At 66.9% G+C, this 20,489-nt stretch carries 23 protein-coding genes; 13 read left to right on the forward strand and 10 right to left on the reverse strand.

The window, feature by feature from the left end; translation table 11 throughout:
* Positions 1–19: 19 nt before the first annotated feature.
* Positions 20–733 (forward strand): DUF998 domain-containing protein, encoded by a 714-nt coding sequence (locus tag H4W80_RS38645; protein ID WP_192789577.1) that lies wholly within the window; start codon positions 20–22, stop codon positions 731–733.
* A 491-nt stretch (positions 734–1,224) separates the two neighbouring features.
* Here H4W80_RS38645 and H4W80_RS38650 read toward each other — a convergent pair whose 3' ends face one another.
* Together H4W80_RS38650 and H4W80_RS38655 are read right to left on the reverse strand one after the other, a co-directional pair.
* Positions 1,225–1,395, reverse strand: a complete 171-nt coding sequence (locus H4W80_RS38650; protein WP_192789578.1) for a hypothetical protein — start codon at positions 1,393–1,395, stop codon at positions 1,225–1,227.
* A 10-nt stretch (positions 1,396–1,405) separates the two neighbouring features.
* Positions 1,406–1,975 carry an ArsR/SmtB family transcription factor gene (locus tag H4W80_RS38655; protein WP_192789579.1) on the reverse strand — a complete coding sequence of 190 codons (570 nt, stop codon included), beginning with the start codon at positions 1,973–1,975 and terminating at the stop codon, positions 1,406–1,408.
* Between the two features lie 545 nt (positions 1,976–2,520).
* On the opposite strand from H4W80_RS38655, the gene H4W80_RS38660 reads away from it, so the two are divergent.
* A complete protein-coding gene (locus H4W80_RS38660) occupies positions 2,521–3,027 on the forward strand; it encodes a hypothetical protein (protein ID WP_192789580.1) in 507 nt (168 codons plus the stop codon).
* Between the two features lie 37 nt (positions 3,028–3,064).
* Here H4W80_RS38660 and H4W80_RS38665 read toward each other — a convergent pair whose 3' ends face one another.
* A complete protein-coding gene (locus H4W80_RS38665; RefSeq protein WP_192789581.1) occupies positions 3,065–3,688 on the reverse strand; it encodes a hypothetical protein in 624 nt (207 codons plus the stop codon).
* Positions 3,689–3,831: 143 nt separating this feature from the next.
* Here H4W80_RS38665 and H4W80_RS38670 point away from each other — a divergent pair, with 143 nt between their 5' ends.
* Positions 3,832–4,212 carry a hypothetical protein gene (locus H4W80_RS38670; protein ID WP_192789582.1) on the forward strand — a complete coding sequence of 127 codons (381 nt, stop codon included), beginning with the start codon at positions 3,832–3,834 and terminating at the stop codon, positions 4,210–4,212.
* A 321-nt stretch (positions 4,213–4,533) separates the two neighbouring features.
* Here the strand turns inward: H4W80_RS38670 and H4W80_RS38675 are convergent, their stop codons facing one another.
* The gene (locus tag H4W80_RS38675; RefSeq protein WP_192789583.1) at positions 4,534–4,974 is read right to left on the reverse strand and encodes a hypothetical protein; all 441 of its coding nucleotides are present in this window, start codon (positions 4,972–4,974) and stop codon (positions 4,534–4,536) included.
* 647 nt (positions 4,975–5,621) lie between these two features.
* Between H4W80_RS38675 and H4W80_RS38680 the strand changes: the two genes are divergently transcribed.
* The 6 genes from H4W80_RS38680 to H4W80_RS38705 all read left to right on the forward strand — a co-directional run bounded on the left by H4W80_RS38680 (position 5,622) and on the right by H4W80_RS38705 (position 10,483).
* Positions 5,622–5,924: a hypothetical protein gene (locus H4W80_RS38680; protein ID WP_192789584.1), complete on the forward strand. Its 303-nt coding sequence runs from the start codon at positions 5,622–5,624 to the stop codon at positions 5,922–5,924.
* 791 nt (positions 5,925–6,715) lie between these two features.
* The gene (locus tag H4W80_RS63940) at positions 6,716–7,270 is read left to right on the forward strand and encodes an EF-hand domain-containing protein (protein ID WP_192789585.1); all 555 of its coding nucleotides are present in this window, start codon (positions 6,716–6,718) and stop codon (positions 7,268–7,270) included.
* 565 nt (positions 7,271–7,835) lie between these two features.
* Positions 7,836–8,219, forward strand: a complete 384-nt coding sequence (locus H4W80_RS38690) for a peptidase inhibitor family I36 protein (protein ID WP_192789586.1) — start codon at positions 7,836–7,838, stop codon at positions 8,217–8,219.
* A 66-nt stretch (positions 8,220–8,285) separates the two neighbouring features.
* Positions 8,286–9,143, forward strand: coding sequence for a hypothetical protein (locus H4W80_RS38695; RefSeq protein ID WP_192789587.1), 858 nt, complete (start codon positions 8,286–8,288; stop codon positions 9,141–9,143).
* Between the two features lie 656 nt (positions 9,144–9,799).
* Positions 9,800–10,195 carry a hypothetical protein gene (locus tag H4W80_RS38700; protein WP_192789588.1) on the forward strand — a complete coding sequence of 132 codons (396 nt, stop codon included), beginning with the start codon at positions 9,800–9,802 and terminating at the stop codon, positions 10,193–10,195.
* A gap of 39 nt (positions 10,196–10,234) precedes the next feature.
* Positions 10,235–10,483: a hypothetical protein gene (locus H4W80_RS38705; protein ID WP_192789589.1), complete on the forward strand. Its 249-nt coding sequence runs from the start codon at positions 10,235–10,237 to the stop codon at positions 10,481–10,483.
* A gap of 167 nt (positions 10,484–10,650) precedes the next feature.
* Here the strand turns inward: H4W80_RS38705 and H4W80_RS38710 are convergent, their stop codons facing one another.
* On the reverse strand, positions 10,651–12,189 hold the full coding sequence (locus tag H4W80_RS38710) for a pectate lyase family protein (protein WP_192789590.1): 1,539 nt from the start codon (positions 12,187–12,189) through the stop codon (positions 10,651–10,653).
* A 419-nt stretch (positions 12,190–12,608) separates the two neighbouring features.
* Positions 12,609–13,880, reverse strand: coding sequence for a serine hydrolase domain-containing protein (locus H4W80_RS38715; protein ID WP_192789591.1), 1,272 nt, complete (start codon positions 13,878–13,880; stop codon positions 12,609–12,611).
* A gap of 288 nt (positions 13,881–14,168) precedes the next feature.
* Between H4W80_RS38715 and H4W80_RS38720 the strand changes: the two genes are divergently transcribed.
* The 4 genes from H4W80_RS38720 to H4W80_RS38735 all read left to right on the forward strand — a co-directional run bounded on the left by H4W80_RS38720 (position 14,169) and on the right by H4W80_RS38735 (position 17,389).
* Complete coding sequence (locus H4W80_RS38720) at positions 14,169–14,591, forward strand: hypothetical protein (protein ID WP_192789592.1); 423 nt, start codon at positions 14,169–14,171, stop codon at positions 14,589–14,591.
* Between the two features lie 147 nt (positions 14,592–14,738).
* A complete protein-coding gene (locus H4W80_RS38725; protein ID WP_192789593.1) occupies positions 14,739–15,359 on the forward strand; it encodes a DUF1989 domain-containing protein in 621 nt (206 codons plus the stop codon).
* Between the two features lie 3 nt (positions 15,360–15,362).
* The gene (locus H4W80_RS38730; RefSeq protein ID WP_192789594.1) at positions 15,363–16,490 is read left to right on the forward strand and encodes an oxidoreductase; all 1,128 of its coding nucleotides are present in this window, start codon (positions 15,363–15,365) and stop codon (positions 16,488–16,490) included.
* On the forward strand, positions 16,487–17,389 hold the full coding sequence (locus H4W80_RS38735) for a polysaccharide deacetylase family protein (RefSeq protein WP_225963889.1): 903 nt from the start codon (positions 16,487–16,489) through the stop codon (positions 17,387–17,389). The genes H4W80_RS38730 and H4W80_RS38735 overlap by 4 nt, the downstream gene beginning before the upstream one ends.
* Before the next feature lie 16 nt (positions 17,390–17,405).
* Here the strand turns inward: H4W80_RS38735 and H4W80_RS38740 are convergent, their stop codons facing one another.
* From H4W80_RS38740 to H4W80_RS38755, 4 genes are all read right to left on the reverse strand, one after another.
* The gene (locus H4W80_RS38740) at positions 17,406–18,980 is read right to left on the reverse strand and encodes a PucR family transcriptional regulator (protein WP_192789595.1); all 1,575 of its coding nucleotides are present in this window, start codon (positions 18,978–18,980) and stop codon (positions 17,406–17,408) included.
* A 132-nt stretch (positions 18,981–19,112) separates the two neighbouring features.
* The gene (locus H4W80_RS38745) at positions 19,113–19,349 is read right to left on the reverse strand and encodes a hypothetical protein (protein WP_192789596.1); all 237 of its coding nucleotides are present in this window, start codon (positions 19,347–19,349) and stop codon (positions 19,113–19,115) included.
* Positions 19,350–19,412: 63 nt separating this feature from the next.
* Entirely contained in the window at positions 19,413–19,772 is a 360-nt protein-coding gene (locus H4W80_RS38750; protein ID WP_192789597.1) for a cupin domain-containing protein, read from the reverse strand.
* Positions 19,772–20,206: a hypothetical protein gene (locus H4W80_RS38755; protein ID WP_192789598.1), complete on the reverse strand. Its 435-nt coding sequence runs from the start codon at positions 20,204–20,206 to the stop codon at positions 19,772–19,774. Before H4W80_RS38755 ends, H4W80_RS38750 begins: the two co-directional genes overlap by 1 nt.
* Between the last annotated feature and the right edge of the window lie 283 nt (positions 20,207–20,489).

The raw sequence follows: 20,489 nt of genomic DNA on the forward strand, positions 1-20,489 counted from the left end.
GAAACGGGAGGACTTTCCTATGGCCACGCGTACTCTCACGGTGCTACTCGGCAGCGGCGTCGCCGCCGGTGTGCTCGTACCGGTGCTGTTGTGGGCCGACGGCGCCACCCGCCCCGGCTACAGCCTCTGGCACCACGGTGCCAGCCAGCTTGGCACCGGCGAACGTGCTTGGCTGCAGACGGCCAACTTCGTGCTGGGCGGGCTGCTCCTGCTGGCCTTCGCGGCCGGGCTGCGCCGAACTCTGCGTGGCGGCCGCGGCGCCACCTGGATACCGGCACTGCTCGCGGCCGTGGCGACCGGGATGATCGTGGCCGGGCTGGTGCCCACCGATCCAGCGCTGGGCTACCCGCCCGGGCAACCCGCCCCGGCAACCGGCGCGCTCACCACCAGCGGCCTCATCCACCAGGCGGCCGGCTTCGCCCTGTTCGCCGGGTTAAGCGCCGCCGCGTTCGTGCTGGCCCGGCGCTTGGGACAGCAGAGTCGCGCCTGGGCCGTCTACTCGCGCCTGTCCGGCGCCCTGATCATCGCCTTCGCCTTCGCCGCCGGAATCGCCTACCGCCTCGACGTCCTGAGCGTGTGGCGCCCGGCTCCCGCGGGCCTGCTCGAACACCTCTCCCTGCTGACCGGCTTTGGCTGGATCATCGCGGTGGGCGTTCACCTCCTGCGCAGCCACGTCCCCGGGGGCCCGAACACACCTCCGGCAGGCACCCAGGGACCCGCCCAGGTCGGATGACAGTCAACACTTTGGCGACAACTGCGGAGCGGAGCTACCACCGACAGGCTCCCGCCCCGCGCGCTTTCCGGCGGCACGTTAGACGCAGCCGCTACCGGGGAGTGCCGGCGTGCTTGGCCGTTGCGCCTGCCACACGCAGTAAGCGCAGCTCAGAGGCCCTTCGGGGCCTCTTCTGCGTTTCGGGGCCATGCAGCCGCAGGCGGCTCTGAGCGGCCGTTTGCCGGTGGTCGCGCCAACGTCCAGCAAGTGAGCGAGGCGGTGTGCGTCGGACGTGCTGGCAATTACTTCAGCGCCATGGCCGATGACATTGAAGGTTGCGTACAACGTATTTGCGTCGCATGCGGGGACGCCTCATATATCGCCGACAGTGCCGGCTGTGTGAATGACGCTGACCTCGAAGAATGTGCTTGCCCATGTGGAGGCGAAGAGTTCGCCGCAGCAGTGGGATTCGCCTTCCGCAGTGACGGTGAAGTGCGTTGGGGCGCACCATGTCAGGCAGGTTCGAGGTGGTCGGCGAGGCGGCGGAGGGTGATCGCGAACCGGCCGCGGAGGCGCAGAAGAACAGGCCGGCGCGAGCGCGGCGGGATCATGCGTAACCGTGCGGCCTCGGCTCGCTGCTCGGCGAGGTAGGCGCGGGCCAGCTCCTCATGCATGGCATACACGGAAGGCTCCTCAGGGTTCTTCGGGGAATGCGTGGTAGAAGATGAAAATCGGGCGAGTATCCGGCACAGCCTCGCTCGATTCGACACGCGATTTGGTCAGCTCGCGCCACGGCTGCAATACGGCATAGAGCTGGTCGGCGAGCTGTGCGAGCTCACCCTTGGTGAGCCTTAGGTGGTGGCTGCCTCCGAAGGCCGCGTTGCGCCAGTCCTCGGGAAACGTCATGTGAGTGCGTTGGAAGTCGCGCAGCCGCTCGAACTGGTCGATCACCCACTGTGAGGTCCACGCCTGCACCGCGGCTCTGGCTTCCGGGGCTTCGAAGTCTCTCACCAATGCCCACCCGCCCATAGCTGCCCGCACCCAGCGTTCCCGGCTGTCCCGGGCCAGCTCCGGCACGTCCTCGATCAAGCCATGTTTCTGCATTTGCCGCAGGTGATAGCTGACCTGGCCGGGGTCGGCATTCATCCGTCTGGCGAGCTCGCTTACCGTGACCGGGCCAATCCGGAAGAGGAGGCTGAAGAGTTTCATCCGAAACCGGCTGGTGAAGACCTTGAGCACGTCCGGGTCATCGATCTGTCGCATGGCCACGACGGTAAGACCAGCAGGTGAAGACGCTCAAGACGTCTACTGGATCTTGAAATCGCGCGTTGGTGGGATCGAGGCTGACGGCATGACGGGGCGATCGTGCCTGCCTCTGCATCGCGCAATATAAGCGCAATGATCTCGAGGCTGTTTTCGCAGGCCGAGCGGCCCATCCCGAATTCGGCGATGTGGTCGCGGAGGATCTTGACCAGGATGGGCGGGATGGGCACGGGCCGGACGTCATCCCGTCCGCGGTGCTTGAGCGGGCGGCAGCAGCACGGGCCGCCACGCCGACCGCCACCCCCGCCGACCCGAGCGAACTCGCCGCCCCAGCGCCACGCCGCCGCACGGATTCAGCCCTACGATCGCCACGTGTGGACCGGCCTCCTTCGTTGGCCGGAGGCGATCGACGATCCGGCGCTTCGTTCCTCAGCACCGGCTCACCGGATAGCGGCCGCCTGCCCGTACTTCCCCCCGCATCCGTGCACCCGCAGCCTGTCATGGCCCCGATCCACGATCATGCCCTCGTCCGTAGGAGCGCCCGCATGAGCGCCATGCACGACTACTACCGCGCCCCCGATCGTGCCACCGCAACTTGGCGACCGAACGAGCTACGGGCATCGGCCAAACCCCTCCCTGACGCTCCAGCGTTCGACGTTGTGGAAACCAAGTGGATCGATCCGACCGGATGCCTCGGCGACCTCGTGGCCGTCATCAAGGGCGTCCCCTACTCGAACGACCTGGTCGAGACCGTCACCTTGTACCCGCCACCCGAAGGGGCGCCAAAGACCGAAGACGAATGGCTGGCCCTGCCGGAAGACTCTCCCTATAAGGAGGGGCCCGAGATCGTGGAACTCTCGGTGAACGCACGCGACGCACTCGCCGAGGTCGATGATGCCCGACTAGCCGAAGTGGCCCGGCAATGGATGAAGGAACATCTCTCCAGCGTCGACGGTGACCACGTGCTCGATCTGGTCAAGGAGTTCGTTGGGGTGGCGCGGAGAGCCAAGGAGCGCGACCAACTGCTCTACTGCTGGTGGATCCCCGGCTAGTCAACATCCCGTCCAGACGCCGAAGGTGGCAACACGATCAAGACAGCTCACCGACTGGCGCGACGGTATGCGTTCCGCCGCCCGTGCACCGCCAAACGGCGATCCCACGGTCCAGCTCGGCACGCAAGCCACGATCGTGCGTGGCACAGACAGGCCAGACCTTCCAGATCAGTTCCATGATCGTTTCTTGGACGGCATCGGCGACCTCCGCGAGCGCCCCCTGAGCGTCGTTTCCCGCGATGGGCGGGATGCCGTTGCCATGGGAACCACCCTGGAACTCCACCCAAGCATGACCGCTGCAGTCCCAGTCGTAGGTGACCAAGCTGAGCGTGCCGATGATTCCTCCGGAGCGAACGTCACGCTCCACGACCTCTAACGAGTGCTCCAGCGTCGCCCACAGACGGGGCTCGAGGGCGAAGGTCGGCTCGAAGTTGATCTCGCCGAGAAGGCTCTCGCCCAGGCGAGTCAGGTCCTCCGTAGTCAGATGGGCAGGGGAGCGATCGAGGAGTTCCCGCGTAGCCGGAGTGCACACACCCCACTCCTCCAGCAAGGAGGCCAGCTCGAGAACGGGTTCGGCGTTGAGGCCCCCGTCGCGCAATGCCGTGTAGATACGGCCACTCAACTCGTCGACCACCTGTTTGGCTTGCTCTTCGGAGTGCACGCTGCAGTGTTACCTACCGCATGAACCCAGGCAAGCGAGATCTTCGCGCGATATCGATGATGCACGAACTCGACCGTGATTAACATCAGCAGAGAAGTTCCCCAAAACGACCGGCCTGCCCCTGATCCGCCACAATCACAGGTGTGCGTCTCTTATTGAGATCGGCCCTGGCAGGGTCCGCAGTGGCGGTCTTACTACTGCTACTCCTCTCCTGGCCGACCACCGACTCGGATTCCGAGCTCAAGCTGGCGATGGCGTTCGCGCTGGCGCCCTTCCCTCTCAGCATGGTGGCCGCGTGGCTGGCCCGCCTGCCCTACTGGCCGGTCGTTGGTCTGGTAGCCCCTTTCGCCATGTTGGCGGTCGTCATCATCCAGCCGGAATATGACTCCTGGGTGTCCAATGACACTCTCGCGTTCTGCATGCTGATAGCGGTCCCCGTGGTGGTCGGCTTCATGCTCACGGCCCTGGTCTGCGGGCTGTTTCTCGGGGAGACCACACGTCCTTCAGGAGAAGACGCGGCGTAAGACGACAGGTGAGGCTCGGTCACGCGTCCACTCGTGGCTGTTCCGACCCAGCGGTCGGCGTGCAATATACGTGCAATGATCATGAGGACGGTGCGTGCCGGTATCGCTTCGTCCCAGGTAGCAGGTCAGGGTCGTCAGGTATTTGACCAGAGCCGGAGCAGGTCAGAGGATCATGAGCCGGAATTCCCGACCCGTTTCCTCCTCGGTGTGACGACCGTGGACGGGATGACCGGGCAAGGGACCTGCGCTTGCGCGTCATGAATCGCTAGCCACCCCTGGCGGGACGCTCCAGCTGCTGGGAGCTACACAGTGAGCTCGCGGTCAAGAAAGCTTCGGGGAGGCGGCGGTTCTGCGGAGAGCCGCCTCGTACTGCCGTCTGTCGAAGACAAAAGGACCAAGCGCCCTGAGATCCCAGTTGGGACGGTGGCCGTTACGGAACCCAGACCAAGTGACGGTCTGCTCGGTTACCTCGACCTGCGCGGTCAACGGCCAACATCCCCACTCGCCGCATTCGCAGCCCAGCAGCACCGTCTCTCCTTCGGAAAACCACTGGAGGTGGGGTGCTCCGAGGAAATGGGTGCTTGGCCAGCAGATCACGTCCCGCTCCAGTAGTCCCGCATAGGCCCCCGCGATGCTTGGGTTGGGGGCCAGTGGTAGTTCGACGACGCGTGCGAGTTCGATGAGATTGATGCCGTCGATCAGGATGTCCATGTGCGGATAGGCGCTCGGGGGGACCGGCCCTACAACGCGGAACTCGATCATATTCACGGCGACACCTTATGTTCTGGTTCTAAGATGCTTCACGACCTTCGGGCGGTCACCAACATAAGCCGGCAGAGAGTCCGAGATGCGCCGTGCCCGTTGCGCGCCTGTTCCGCCGGTGGCCAGCGGAAGCCACTGGAACTCAGGCTCAATCGAGCTACATGATCTTGAAAGCAAGTTCGAACCTCGCCCCTGCCACACCAGCGGGAAGAGGTCCGTCACCAGCGGAAACGTGGTGACGGGCCCTTCGTTGTGTCCAGCTGTCTACGGTTCACGCCGGTCCGCCATGGGTGGCTACGCTGAATACGCGCTGAAGATCATCGGGCTTACCCGGGGAGTGCGGCGGCTTCGGTGACGTCGGGGGTAGTGCTGCCTCGATGCTGTGAGGGCGGGCTGACGCGCCGCGTGCGCCGAGATTGGCGAACGCAAACGACTGGCGGGACTCGCCTTCGCCGGGTTCCGGCTGCATCGACGGCCCCGAGAGACTACATACCGCATGCTCTCAGACCCTGCACCACCGCAACGGTTCGATACGGCGACGCGACCTCCACAGAATCGGCCCGACGTCCGCACCGCCCGCCCAGACTTCCGGGCCAAGGATTGGCCTGGAATGATCAGGCGCGGATGAACCTACCCAAGGAGTACTTATGGCCGCCAAGCTCCTCGCGTTCGTCGCCTTCTTGCTGATCGGCTCAGGCGTACTTGCTGGCCTGATGCCTGTTACTTCGGAAGGTGAGGCTTGTGGTTCTGCATTCATTACTGCCTCTCTCCCCGATTACTTAACGGATGAGACTCGTGACTTGGCAGTAGAAGAAATGGACTACAGGGACAGATGCAAGGATGTTCGAAACCTTGTTCAGATTCCCGCTACCGTCTTGATCGCCGCAGGGGCAACCACGTTGATCGCTGCTTTCTTCTTGCGGAGAACAGTCTCTATAGCGAGAAAGTGACCGACACGCTGTCGCCCTACGGTCATCACGAGCAGCAGCAAAGTGCAGCAGCCGCGCCACGCGACCACGGCTGTGAGCGACCGCCTCCGACTGGCTTCACCATGGACCCCTGACCGAATGCTCAGGCCGGCGGTGCCGCGCTGCCCCGCAGATGCAGCCCTCACGATCGCCACTGCATGGCTGGCCGCCATACCTGCTTGGGGCGATCGACGATCCAGGGTTCGTTCCTTGCCTTGGCTCACCGGGGGAACGTGGCTGATCCGCAGGCTCCGGGGGCGATCGTGGCTTGTGTCCGGTCGTTGCGCGCGTGCAAGAAACGTTCCAGGGCCTTCTCGGCGCGACCGGCTGATCACGCAGGCTGGGACCTGCGATGGGATCAGGCCATAACGATCGCGGACCTCGGTACCGTCCGAACGGCGGTGTGGGCGTCGTGGTACGTGTCGATACCTTTGGTGATCTCATCGGGAACGGTCGCTTGGGGTGTCATCGCGTCGCATCCCCGGCGGCATCGGCCGATGATTCGGGGTCATGGGTGATGATGCCGAGTGCTGAGGCGTGACTGACGATCCACGTGGCTTGACACCCATAGTCGCCCGTTCTGGTGATCCGGGGGTCGACACCCTCCCGGAGGCCGTTCTTTCGCGAACACCGGCGTACTGCTCCCATGCGGTCTCTCAAGGCACATTAGTGTTGCCGCGTCGCTACCCTGACGCCATCTGTCACTGAGCGGAGTCATTCGGATACTTAGGGATCGGTCGTGATTCACGCCGTTCGATCCGGGAGGTACTCCTGTGACCCGCTCTCTGCACGAGTCCAACATCGCTGCCCTGTTCGCTCTGCTTGACAGCACGGGCGACGGGCAGATCGCTGCCGATGACTTCAAGCGCATCGCGGACAAGGCGTGTGCCGCGGTGGCCCCTGACCCGGGCTCGCGTCAGCATCAGGCCATTCAGCAGTTGTGCGCCGACTGGTGGGAACGCATCCGTGAGGACGCCGACCTCGATGGCGATGCCGCGGTGAGCGAGGCGGAATTCGCCCAGGCGGTGGACCACTTGGTCGCGAGCCATCCGCAGTTCCAGCAGATGACCAGCGCGCTGTCGTGCGCCGCCTTCGACGCCGCCGACACCGACGAAGACGGGTTCATCTCAGCGCCGGAACTCGATCGCTTCTTCGGCGCAATGGGTATCCCCCACGAGGTGGCCGAGGGTGCTTTCGCCCAACTGGACACCGACGGCGACGGCAGGATCTCTCGCCAGGAGTACGCCGAAGGCGTTTGGGTGCTGCTCACCAGTGAAGACCCCGTCGCCCCTGGATCGGCGATCCTGGGGCAGACGCGTGGGGGCTGAGCTCCTGTGAGTGTAGGCCGCCAATATGCGGGAGTAAGACCCAGGTCCGGAATGCGCGGGATGATGCCGTAGGCATCCTGCCACATCAGCGGAAGAGGCCCGTCACCAGCTGAAATTCGGTGACGGGCCTCTCGCTTTGTGTCCGGCCGTCTACGGCCGGCAATGGCGAACTACGGTTGATCGTTGCCATTGCGTTCTCAAGGATCAAGACGGGCGTGGTGACCGGGAGACCGTTCTCGCCTGGGCCGCTGCCGGCGCCGGATCACCCCCACAGGCGTGGGTGCCAGGCGTGCGTTCCCGGCCATAACGCGTGTAGGTAGGGCCACCTCCACGTGAAGGTGACCCAGTTGGTGACTGCCTGGGAGGGGGCTCCCCGCACACCCGTGGGGTGACCGTTGGCCGTGCACAGGAGGTGGGACTACCAGCGGCAGCACCTCGAAGATCGCTAGGCGCGGCTGGAGTGCTAGCGCGGCGCATGCTCCCCACTTAACCGAATTCGTGGAATTTTCCGGCATGTACCTGACTATGATCACAACGATTTCGGCTCCGCGAGAATGAGGTGTGCATGAAGCGAGCGAGGGTGCGCAGCGCCGGTGTGGTGGCGCTGGCCCTGGTCAGCCTGGTGGGGGTCGGCTCCACTGCGCAGGCCGAGGCGGACCCGGAGGTGAGTTCCTGCGAGCTGGACCTCTGCCTGTACGAGCACGACAAGTTCAAAGGCGCAGAAGAGGAGTTCATGTTCGAGGGCTGGGGCCTGTGCTACAACGTGCTCAAAGTGAACAACAAGGCGAGCTCCATGCGGAACAACACCGCCGCCAGGGTGCAGTTCTACAACTCCGCCAACTGCTCCGGCGCGTACGGCTACGCGGCAAAGCCGAGTTCCTCGGACGGCGACCTGACGAACAACGGGTTCGACAACAAGACCAGCTCCATCAGGTACGTCAGGCCGTAAGGCCCTGAACCGCTCGCAGGACATCGAGTTCGGTACCCCGCCCCGTGGCCGATCGGAGGAATCAGCGTGTCTGTTCGGCTGCGGGGAGCGGTCGGGGTGCTCCTGACCGTGGCGACAGCCGCCTGTTCGACGGCGGCGGCGACGGAGCCGCGGGTTCTGGTACCGACGCCGGGGGTGGAGGCGCGCGAGCTCTCGATCCCCTTCGACCGGTACAACCTGTCCCCGTCAGACATCGGCATCCTTGAGGGCGCCGAAGAGCTCCTCATCCGCGACTGCATGCGGCGGCGGGGCATGGCGTGGGAGGTGCTGCCGCAGAGCGCGGCGGAGGACGTGGAGCCGGCCAACCGCCGCCGCTACGGTGTCGTCGAACCGGAGATCGCTCGCCTCTTCGGCTATCACAACCCGCCGGACCGCCCTACCGTGGCCCGGCGCGTCGCCGCACGTGCCGGCCGTATGCGAAGCCTGTCGGCGAAGGAACGGCAGGCCGCGTACGGCGAGAAGGACGGCTGCCTGGAACAGGCGCGGCACCACCTGGAACAGGGCACCCCGCAGGTCGACGAGGCCCTGTTCAACAGGCTCATCTCGGAGACCTTCGAGCGGTCTCAGGGGGATCCGGAGGTCGTCCAGGTCTTCCGGGCCTGGAGCACGTGCATGCGGGAGCAGGGCCTGCAGTACGCCGACCCGCTCGCCGCCATCACCGACCGGCGGTGGATGAAGGGCGGCCCCGCCTCCCAGGAGGAGATCCGCGTGGCGCAGGCGGACGTGGAGTGCAAGGCGCAGACCGACCTCGTCTCCATCTGGTCCGCCGTGGAGAAACGCATCCAGGACGATGCCGTCGCAGCTCACCCCGCCGAGTTCCATGCGCTTCAGGAGACCAAGGATCGGCAGCTCGCGGCCGCCCGCGCCGTCCTCGCCCGCGGCTGACCGGCCCCGGCGCGCCGCCGCACCCCAGCCCGCCGTCCGGGCGCGCGGCCTGAGGGCCGGTCCCGGACGACAGCGGGACATCGGGCCGGCCGCCGCACGCCAGCCTCGCCGTACCAACCGAACGCGCCGACCGGGGTTGCCACGCCGCCCGAGCGCGCTGTCGACGTCCGTCTCTACTCGCTCCGATCCTCACTCCGGAGACGTCGTTGCCACCATGCCCAATCGGAGTCGGGTGAAGTGGGCGGCATTGGCGAAGTTCGACGGAGGTAGTACGAGTCTATGGGCAGGACCAGAGCATACAGATGCGGCCAAGCAACCAGGGCTGCCGCCACCGTCCCCGGCCACATGCGGGTGTGTTCGAGGGCGATCACCGCGGCCATAGGACGGCGGCCACGCCCGGGAACATGATGGATCAAAGCTCTGTGGGTCCCGCACGCCGATCCTCGCGTACGGACCTCGGAAGGGCGCCTACGCGGCATGGCCCTTTCTGGTCGATGGCATAACCATGACGATCGCATATGAGGGTGTGCCGTCTGAGCCCAAGTGCCGAAAGAAGCCATGCCTCCGGCGGGGCGCTCCAGCTCCGGGATGATCGCCACGCGCAACCCGGGATGATCAGCCCGGCGGCTGTGCGCGTCGCGCGACAGAATGAACCCATGGCGCAGCTGAGCGAGGACGAGGCCATGCTCAGGGGAGCATGGAGACTTCTGCGTGACGCTTTGAAGCATCTGGCCTGGCCTGCCGCCGATCAGGTCGCCTGGCTCGGATCGGCCATGCACCCTGACGAGCTGGCCCTCGATTTCGATCACGCGTACGGGGTGTCCTGGATGCCTCGGGAAGCGGGGTGGATCAGCGATGAACTGTCGGGACTTCTCGACGAGATCGACCGGCTCACCGCTGAACTGACAGACGAGGGCCCGCAGCCCTGGAGCGCCGAGGGGTTGCAGAGCCATCCCACATGGCAGCGCTTGAGAGTGCTTGCCTGTCACGCTCTGGCACTCATGCCGCCGGCCCCATGGGAGACGACCGGACAGCCGCGCCTTACAACGTGACTCGCATATGCCTAGCGATCAAGAATGTGATGATGGTTCATGAGCTACGACCTTGCGGTCCTCGGCATGAGTGGCCCTGTCGATGCCGAGACGGCCGGCCAGATGTTGGATCGTTGTAGTTCCGCACGACGCCATGTCGAAGGCGAGCTTGATGAGCGAGTCGTCGCCTTCTATGAGGAGTTGCGCGCGCACTTCCCCGGCTATCCGCCGTACGGACCCGAGAGTCCCTGGATTATTGCATCTGCCACAGCAGCGGGAAGAGGCCCGTCGCCAGCGGAAACGTGGTGACGGGCCCCTTGTGTTGTGTCCGGCTGTCCACGGAGTTCACTGGGTGGCTAGGACTGATCGTTCCTCTTGCGTTCCCAAGTGATCAAGCGTGGCGGATCTTGGTGCGATGTGGGCCGAGGTGATCAGGGTTCTGTACGTCCTCGCGGATGGATGGGGCGAAGCGGCCGCTACCCCGCGTAGGTCTCGAACTCGGCGACCTTCGGGGTGCTCGCCGAGCCGGTGATCCTGAAGGTGATCTTGCTTAGTGAGGTCGGCGTGAAGGTGATGGAGCCCGCCCCGCTGCCGGACTTCAGGACCGCTCCGGTGCCGGCGTTGATGAGCTGCCAGGCTCCGATGCCGCCCTCGGCCCCCGACGCCTCACGGATGACGACCCTGGAGACCGTCGTGGCGGAGCCCCACTTGATCGAGATGTCACCGGTCGAGCCGGCCGGCGACCAGAAGGTGCTCAGGTTGCCGTCCCGCACGTTGCCGTAGCTGGTCCCGTCGGCCTTGCTGGAACCGTCGGAGCCGGCTCCGATGCTGAGGTTGGACCCGCCGGGCGGAGGGGTGGGTGTCGGCGTGGGGCTGATGGTCGGTGTCGGTGTGGCCGGCGGGGTCTGCGGCGTGCAGCTGCCGTTCGACTCCTGGAGACCCTTGTTGGCGCCGGCCGTCTGGAGGACGAGGCTCGGCACGCAGCTCGCCCCGTCGAGGCTGTAGGAGTAGGGGACGCTGACGCTGGTGTTGGATTGCGGGTTGGGGCCGGCGGGGTTGTTCTCGCTGCCCGGGGCGGACCAGGTCACGTTGTCGAAGATGTTGCCGCTGACCTGCCAGTAGCCGGCCTCGCTGGTGTAGAAGGTGCCCAGGACGTCCTTGGAGTTCTTGAAGTAGTTGTTCTCCACTTTGGCGCGAGCGCCGGCCCGGGAGTTGATGCCCGACTCGTGGAGGCTCACGTAGGAGTTGTTGTAGATGTGGGCGATGCCGCCACGCAGCAGGGGTGTACGGGAGTCGATGTTCTCGTACAGGTTGTGGTGGAAGGTGATGTAGCCGTTCGAGCGGTCGCTCTCGCTGGATCCGATGAGCCCGCCGCGGCCGGAGTTGCGCAGGATGCTGTAGGACAGGGTCACGTACTGGGTGTCGTTCTTCATGTCGAAGAGGCCGTCGAAGCCTTCTGCCTCCCCGCCCGAGGCTTCCAGGGTGACATGATCGACCCAGACGTTGCGGACGCTGCTCTCCATGCCGATGGCGTCACCGCCGTTGGACGTGGGTGAGCCAGACTTCTTGACGTTGCGGACGGTCACGTTGCGGATGATGATGTTGCGGGCTTCGCGGATGTGGATGCCCAACTGGTCGAAGACGGCTCCGCCGCCGACCCCGATGATCGTGACGTTGCTGATCTGCTTGAGTTCGATCACGTCGGCGGCGGTGTTGCAGCTTCCGCCCGAGACCTTGGTGGTGTTGCCGTGGTTGATGGTCCCTGAGACCTCGATGATGATCGGGGTGCTGCTGCTGGCCCGGTTGCACAAGGCCGTATGAATCGCGGTCCCCGTGGTGGCTCTCACCGTCTGTCCGCCTGCTCCACCGGTGGTCCCGCCGTTGGCGCTCGCGTAACCGCTGGCGCTGCCGGCCGCCGCTGATGCCTGCAGTACGGGTAAGGCCACACCGGCGGCGGCCGCGATGGCCACCGCGGCCAGCACCACCTGGAGTCGCAACGCGACTGCTCGTCTCATCCTCGGTTCACCTTCACCTTCTCCTTCGAACAACGGGTGCGATTTTCTCTGCGCGGTCGCTGTCGCGGTCCTGCTGCCGCGGCATCGGGCTTGTTGCAGGGTCAGGTCGGCCGCTGAGGCCCGGCTCCGGCCTTCGACGGCACGGTGAAGGCCGGAGCCGGCAGCGAATGCGCACCGCTCACATGAACGGACACCTCCGCGTTGGGGGGTGACCCACACCGTAGGAAAGCGCTTTCCGGGTGTCAATGCGGCGTGAAACTTTCATGTCGCCCCCCGAGGAGTGTCGGAAGCGCGAGGCTGTCGGGCATGGGGATGGGGATGGAGCAGGCGCTGGATCGCGTCTCTTGTGTGCGGGGGCCGCCGGGTGCCGGGGCGGTGGACTGTACCCCCGATGACGCTGGCCGAGCCGGCTTCGGCGGCTAGGCGCCGGTGATCAGGCGTCGTTCCAGGTCGATGATCGGCTCGATGCTCTGCAGGTCGTAGTTGCTCAGAATGACGGCCGTCCAGTTCGTGTCGAGGTAGATGGACCAGCTCGTCGATATGCCGCCTGCGCCGCCTCCGTGGGTGATGATGCGCTGGTTGTTGAAGGTGGCGGCCACTGGCCCGTACGCCTGGAAGCCCTCTCCGCGAAGGGAGTTGCCGGAGGTGTCCTCCTTCAGGGGCTTGGCGGAGATCTTTCCGTTCACATACAACTCGGTGTAGGGCCGGGCGGTGAGCTTGCCGCCTTGCAGCGCGATCGCGAAGCGTACGAGGTCCGGTGCGGTGGCGAAGCCGTTGCCGCCGCCTGTTCCCATCCATCCCCGGGCGGAGTTGCTGCCTTGGCCGGCGTCGCCGTAGACGGAGCCCTTGTCGAGGTTGCGGACGGCGTCCACGCGCGTGCCGTCCTTTTGATGCATGTACGGATGGGCGATGCGCTTGTCGGTCAGCCACCGGCGGCGGTCGTAGTAGGCGGAATCCTCCATGCCGGCCGGGAGGAAGATGTTCTGGCGGACGTAGTCCTGGAACGACGTGCCGGAGACCTTCGCAACGAGTTCGCCGAGCAGCGTGTAGCCCATGCTGCTGTAGGCCTTTTTCGTCCCGGGGGCGAATTCCAGCTCGAAGGTCTTCAGGTTCGCCCAGAAGTCTGCCATCTGCTGCTCGTAGCTGTTGTGGATCTGCTCCGGCGGCGGATTCTCGCCTGGGCGCCGGGCGTCACCCAGGCCGCTGGTGTGGGTGAGGAGATGATGCACGGTGATGCGTTCGGCCATCTCCGCCGGCAGGCCGTCCAGATGCTTGCTCACCAGGTCGTAGAACTTGAGCTTGCCCTGCTGGGCGAGCTGCACGACAGCCAGGCCGGTGAACGGTTTGGAGGACGAAGCCAGAGCGTAGATGGTGTCGATCTTGTTGGGGATCCTGCCTTCCTTGTCCGCCCAGCCGTAGGCGCGGGCCAGGACCTGGCGGCCGCGGTATGCGATCATCACGGTGCCGGAAAACTGGTCCTTGTCCGCCAGTTCTTTGATGTGCCGGTCGAAGGCGCCTCCGGGACGCAGGTCCTTGGGGATGCGGCCAGAGCCTGAGGAGAGGTCGGTGTTCGCCTCGGCGGTTTCCTGCGAGGCCAGCAGGCCACCGGCCGCCAGCGGGACCGCGCTCATGAATCCGAGGGCGGAGCGGCGCGAAGGGCCGTGGTCGGGCGAGGGATGCGACAACGCCATGGAAATCCTTTCGCGAGGAAAGTCTGCGAGGGGATGCAAGCACGCAGTCTGTTTCTTCGGCGTTTCTGCGGCGTGCTGCCAGGATCCGCCGGCTCGCCCGAGGCGGGCCCGACCGGCGCCGACCTCGCTATAACTGCCGCACTTAACGCGCGCCAGTTACTGTGGCATACTCCTTGTTCGCCGTGATCAACATATGTGGGGTGGGATATGCGACAGGGTTTATGGCGACTGATTAGTGGTGTGTTGGCGCTGCTTCCGACGATGTATTCCCCGTGCGGTTGGGCCAGGGTGACCCCCGGCTACTGCGAGATCACCAGCTCGGACGCCGGTTTGGGGTTCTCCGCCCTCGCCTCGGTGGCGTTCGGCGGGAATACGCTGATTTGGCTGGCGATTATCGAGTCCACGCTGATGATATTCGCATTTCCCGCGCTGCTCGTGGCACTGACGGGCAAGTGGCCTGGGCGCCGGTTCACTCAGGCCGTGATCGGGTTTCTGATCATCGGCGGGATGGTGAACGTACTGGTGAACGCTCTGGGCAGAGTGCTGGGAAACGAGGGTTTCCTTATTGTCGTTTTCGAGAGGCTGCCGCGGGGTGGCTGGTATCTGCCGTCCATCTGGTTCGGCTTCGCGCTCATAGCTGCCGCCTACGCCCTACGCCGAGCCGTCGGCCAACAAGGCAAAGAGGCCGAAGCCCGGCGCATGCGCCCCTGACCCCGTGACGAGTGCGGGCACGTGATGGAGGCGAAGACCTTCGCCACGTCGATGTGACCTCGCCGGATGTAGGTTCATCTACTGCAGGTGGCGAACGCAGGAGGAATCTCCATAGCCTGCCCGTGTGGCGGCTGGTTGGCTGTCCGTATGCGAGTTATCGTGCCCGCCACCGAAGGACGGGCGGTAAAGGTCAGGACCGGTCAGCGCGTACGGGTCACCGACCTCGAGGGAGGTCAGGTCGGCGACGTGTTCGCGTTCGCCGCGGACGACGTGAACGAGCACCTCAGCGCGTCGCACACCCGAACCGCCACCGGCCGCCTGTTCCCGGCGATCGGCGAGCAGTTCGTCACCGACCGGCGCAGGCCCATCCTCACCCTGGTGGAGGACACCTCCCCTGGATGGCATGACATGCTCATCGCCGCCTGCGACCCGGCCCGTTATCGGGCTCTGGGCGTGCCGGGGTTCCACGCGTCGTGCGCGGACAACCTGGCCAAGAGCATGGCCGGACTCGGTCTCGCCGTGCCGGTCACCCCGCAGCCCGTCAACGTGTTCATGAGGATCCCCGTGGCGGACGACGGCCGGCTGAGCTGGCTGAACTCGATCAGCCGCCCGAACGACGCGATCACGTTGGAGGCGGCCATGGACTGCGTGGTCGTGGTCTCGGCCTGTCCGCAGGACCTGGTCGGGATCAATGGGCACAAGCCGACGCCGTTGGCGATCGATCTCCTCAACGGTCAGAACGACACAAGTACGTCAAGGAGTAAGTGAACGATGAACGATGTCCAGCACCCCGCCCTGCGACCGGACCGCATCGGCGATCTCCACCTCGCCAACCGGCTGGCCGTCTCGCCCATGACCAGGGTGTCCGCCGCCGTCGACGGAACGCCGACGGCCGAGATGGCGGACTACTACGCGGCTTTCGCCCGCGGCGGTTTCTCCCTCGTCCTGACCGAGGGAACCTACACCGATATGCGCTACAGCCAGGGGTACGCCAACCAGCCCGGCATCGTCACCGACGGCCACGAGGCCGCCTGGCGGGACATCACCGGCCAGGTGCGCGACGCCGGAGCGCCGATGATCCTTCAGCTCATGCACGCGGGCGCGCTGTCGCAGGGCAACCGTTACCGCGACGACACGGCGGCGCCGTCGGCCGTGCTGCCGCGCGGGCAGAAGATGCCGGAGTACGGCGGGTACGGCCCCTGGCCGACGCCCCGCGCGATGAGCCAGGACGACATCGCCCAGGTGGTGGACGGCTTCGTGACGTCGGCCGTGCGCGCCCGGCGGGCCGGCTTCGACGGGGTCGAGGTGCACGGCGCCAACGGTTACCTCGTGGACCAGTTCCTGACCGACTACACCAACCGGCGCGACGATCGCTATGGTGGCACGGTCGCCAACCGGGTACGACTCGCGGCAGAGATCGTCTCCGCCATCCGCGCGGAGGTCGGTCCGCGTTTCTGCGTGGGGATCCGCTTGTCGCAGGGCAAGGTCAACGACTTCACCCACAGATGGGCGGGCGGCTCCAGGGAAGCGGAGACCATCTTCGCCGCGCTCGCCGAAGCGGGGGCGAGCTACCTGCACATCGCCAGCGAAGGACGGGACTGGGTGGAGACCGCGACCCTGGACGGGCAGGTGACGATCACGGGCCTGGCCCGGAGGGTGACCGGGCTGCCCGTGCTGGCCAATGGCGGCATGCACGACGTCGCCCGGGCGGCCATGGTGCTGCAGGACGGTCACGCGGACGTACTGACCCTCGGACGGGGAGCGCTCGCCAACCCGGACTTCCCGCGGCGCCTGGCCCAGGGGCTGCCCATGGCGGCCTTCGATCGCCGGCTGCTGGAGCCCATGGCGACGCTGAGCAACGCCCGCCTGTGGCGACCGGCGGCCGGAGTGCCGGCTTGAGCGCGCCCCGGCGAGCCGAGCAGGCGGGCGAGATCGGCGGCGGCTGGCGGGGCCGGTCCGCCGCGGTCGTGGCGCTCACCTTCGACGTGGACGCGGAGACCCCTGTGCTCGCGCAGGGCCGCGGCTTCGCCGAGCACGCGAGCACGATGTCCCACCAGGCGTACGGTCCCGAGGTCGGCCTGCCCCGCATTCTCGACCTCCTGGACGAGCTGGACGTCCCCGCCACGTTCTTCGTGCCCGGCTGGGTCGCCGAGCACCGCCCCGCACTCGCGCCGTCGATCGTCGAGCGGGGCCACGAGGTGGCGCACCACTCCTACAGCCACCGGCCGCCCACGTCGATGACCGCCGAGGAGGAGCGCGCGGACTTCGAGCGCGCGCTGGCGGTCTTCGACAGCCAGGGCATCGAGATCCGCGGGCACCGCGCGGCGCTGTGGGAAGCGTCCTGGCTGACGGCCGAGCTGGTCGCGGAGCACGGCCTGCGCTACGACTCCTCTCTCATGGGGGACGACAAGCCGTACAAAGTGGTCACGCCCGCAGGCGAGATCGTCGAGCTGCCCGTCCACTGGTCGCTCGACGACTGGGAGCAGTACGCGTTCCTGCCCGCACCCCATGTCGGCTCCGTCATCGAGTCTCCGGTGAAGGTGCTGGAGCTGTGGCGGGCCGAACTCGACGGGATGCGCCATTACGGCGGCCTGTTCAACCTGTGCGTTCACCCGTTCCTGTCCGGCCGGCCCGGCCGTGCGCTGGCGTTGCGGCAGTTCCTGGAGTACGCGCGGAGCTGCGCGGACGTGTCCTTCGCCCGCTGCCGTGACGTGGCCGAGCGGGCGGCCGGGGACGCCGCCCTGACCGTGCGCCGGCCCCGCCCACCGGCGGTGGATCCGGACGTCTACCCGGAGTGAGCCCGATCCGGACGTTCTACCCGGACCGGGCCCGGTCCATCGCCTCGACGGTCAGTGCCAGGAACAGATCGACCCGGTCCTCCGTGCGTCCCACGTCTCTGCCGGTGAGCTCGGCGATCTTGGCCAGCCGGTTGCGCAGGGTGTTGACGTGGACGTGCAGTGCCCCGGCCGTCGCCGCCCACTGCCCGTCATGATCGAGGAACGTCCGCAACGTCAGCTCCAGCTCCCCGCCCCGCCGCGCGTCATGGTCCTTCATCGGGCCGAGGATCTTGCCGGCGAACTCGTTCAGGGTCTCGGCGTCGAGCAGCCCGAGGAGCAGCCGGTGCGTGCCCAGCTCGGCGAAGGCCCGTACGGAAGGACCCGTGCGGGTGCGCCGCAGGACCCGGCACGCCTCCCTGGACTGCAGGAGCTGAGGGCGCAGCTCGGCCGCGTGCGCCGCCAGCCCTCCCAGGCCGACGACCGGCCGCAGCCCGGGGAAGCGCCGCTCGATGCCCCGCGCCAGGCGCTCGGCGAGCACCGGCAGCTCGTGCTCGGGATGGCGCCAGGGCAGGACGGCGACGACGTCCTGCGTGCCGCCGGCCACGACTGCCGGAACTCCCTCGACGGCGAAGAACTCCACGATCACCTCCGCGAGCCCGTGCATCGTCGCGGCACCGCCGTCCGCGAACGCCACGGCGCACACGGCCAGCGGACCGCCCGGATCCACGCCGAACGCGCGGAGCCGCCCAGGAACCTCCGCCGCTCGCCAGCCTCCCGAAAGGACCATCTCCAGGAGCTCGCTGGCGAAGCGCATCTCGATCGCCTGCACCGCCTGCTGCTTGGCCACCTCCAGGCTGAGGAAGCGAGCCGTCTGCTCCAGCGCCTGCCGCTCGGGCGTCGCGAGCTCGCGCAACGGGCGCAGGCAGATGAGAGCCGCGTCGATGTCGCCGACGGCGCCCACCGGGAACAGCGCCGCGTGCCCCAGATCTCCCAGCTCCACCTCCAGCGCCGGAGGCTTCTTGGCCAGTGCCGTGGCCACGGCGTGCAGCTGTTCGCCGTCCAGGCTCGCGCCGGCCACCGCGAGGGAACGCGCCATCCGGTCGACCACCGCCAGGGGCAGGTCATGCTCACGGCGCAGGATGTCGAGCACGCCGGAGGCGCCGGCGCCCCGGGAGATCGCCGTGGCCAGAGCGTCTCCCCGGCGCACCATGCCGACCAGCGACTGCTTGCGTTCGTCGGCCAGCATGTCGGCCATGGCCTGCGAGACCGCGGTGAACGGCACCGCGACGGAGATCTCCAGCAGCGGCAGCTCCTCTTGGCGGCAGGCTTCGACCAGCGCGCCGGGAGTGTCCGGCAGCTCCGCGCGCAGGCCGAACACGATGCCACTGGCCTTGGCCTTCTTGACGTTCGTCACGAACTGCGCGGGAGGCACCCGTTCGAGCCACAACCCATTGGTCAGCACGATCTCTCCTTCGCGTACGTAGTGCGAAGGGTCGGGCAGCTCGGTGTTGTGCACCCACGCGACGGGCGCGTCCAACGCGCCCGGCCGGCCGGGCACCAGCAGACGGAGCTCCAGCGAGGCGCGGTCCAGCAGGGATTGGAGCGTGAACACGCTGTAACTATATACAGTGAATACTTCGATCTATAGAAGATCATCCAATGAGCTGACCCACGGCGCGCAGCCGGCGCCTCACCACGACAATCCCGTGTTGCGCAGCCTGCCGTCCCTGGATCCGCCCCGCCATCACGAGCTACGCCGCCTGGTGGCCAGGGTTTTCACGCCCCGCGCGGTCTCGGCCCTGGAGCCCTCCATCGCCGAGACCGTCAGGAAGCCGCTGGCCGGGGGCAGTGGTGAGGCGGTGGACGGGTTCGCCTCGCCGCTGACGGTCGCCACGCTCGCGGGGCTGCTCGGCATCTCGCCGGAACGCAGGGCCGACTTCGTCCGCTGGACGATCACGATCTCCGAGTTCGCCGGGGCCAACGCCGAGGACCCCGTACGGCAGGCACGCTTCCACCAGGACCTGGCCGGCGTTCGCGTCGGTGGTCAGACGGGGATGAACAGCGCCTCGAACGGCGGGTCGCCGACGCCGGTCGTGACGTGCCCCATTCCTGTGGTGTCGGCGGCGAGGACGAGGTCGCCGGGGCCGAAGCGACGCCGGCCGCCGTCGCTGACCGTCACCTCGATCATGCCGCGCAGCATCACCACCCACTGCTCACGTGGCGCCGGGTGCGCGGTGCTGTCGAACGCGGCACTGCGCAGGAACCGTACGCCATCTCTCGACGGCAGCTCACCGACGGCCATGGCCGGCACCCCGTCGGCCACCTGCCGGTGTTCCAGTGCGATCTCGCCGTCCTCGAACGCCGATCCGCCGTCCTCCTTGCGGACAATCCTGGTGAAGCGCATCAATTCGCTCCGATGAACTGGTGGTCGGTACGGATCCGGCCCTCGCTGTCCAGGGCGAGGATGTCCAGGCCGCCGCCGACGGCCTGTCCCGTGCTGGTCGACACCATCGACCACCGGATGCCGAGCACGTTGGGCAGCAGGAGGGCCGCCTCTTCGGCGCACTCGAAGACGTGTTCGCCCGACGCGACGAACATCTCGTACGCACGGGTCACCCTGGCGTTCAAGGCGTCGTGGCCCCGGACTTCCAGCGGCGGCACCGGAAACGCCAGCCCCGCGGCGGCCTCACGGATCTCCTGCGGCGGGTCGACCAGCACCTGGACCCCGTCAAGCGCCCACACTTCGCGGATGAGCGCGGCCCGCGCCGCCGGATCGGGTTCGTTCCACTGGGCGACGTATCGGTCGGCCCATTGCTTGATGTCGAGTGGGTTGCTCATGCACAGCAGTGTGCGGATTCCGTTGCGCTCACGCGATTCCCTGCAGGGAATCGCGCGCCGCTGCCCGTTCGGGGAGGTGGGCGAGCAGGGGTCGCAGCGGAGGGCGTCGGAGGAGTCAGGGGGAGTGCCGTCTCCACGCGCCGCCTGGCCGCCGGGGATGCAGCCCGGAGTTCCGTGAGCGTCGCTGAGCGCTTGACGGGGGCCATCGGCCGCTCACCGCGTTTCCTTCACCGGCTCCGAACCCACCGATCGCGACAAATGCCGTGGCAAGATGATTTGCCAC

Source organism: Nonomuraea angiospora, from assembly GCF_014873145.1.
Lineage (GTDB): Bacteria > Actinomycetota > Actinomycetes > Streptosporangiales > Streptosporangiaceae > Nonomuraea > Nonomuraea angiospora.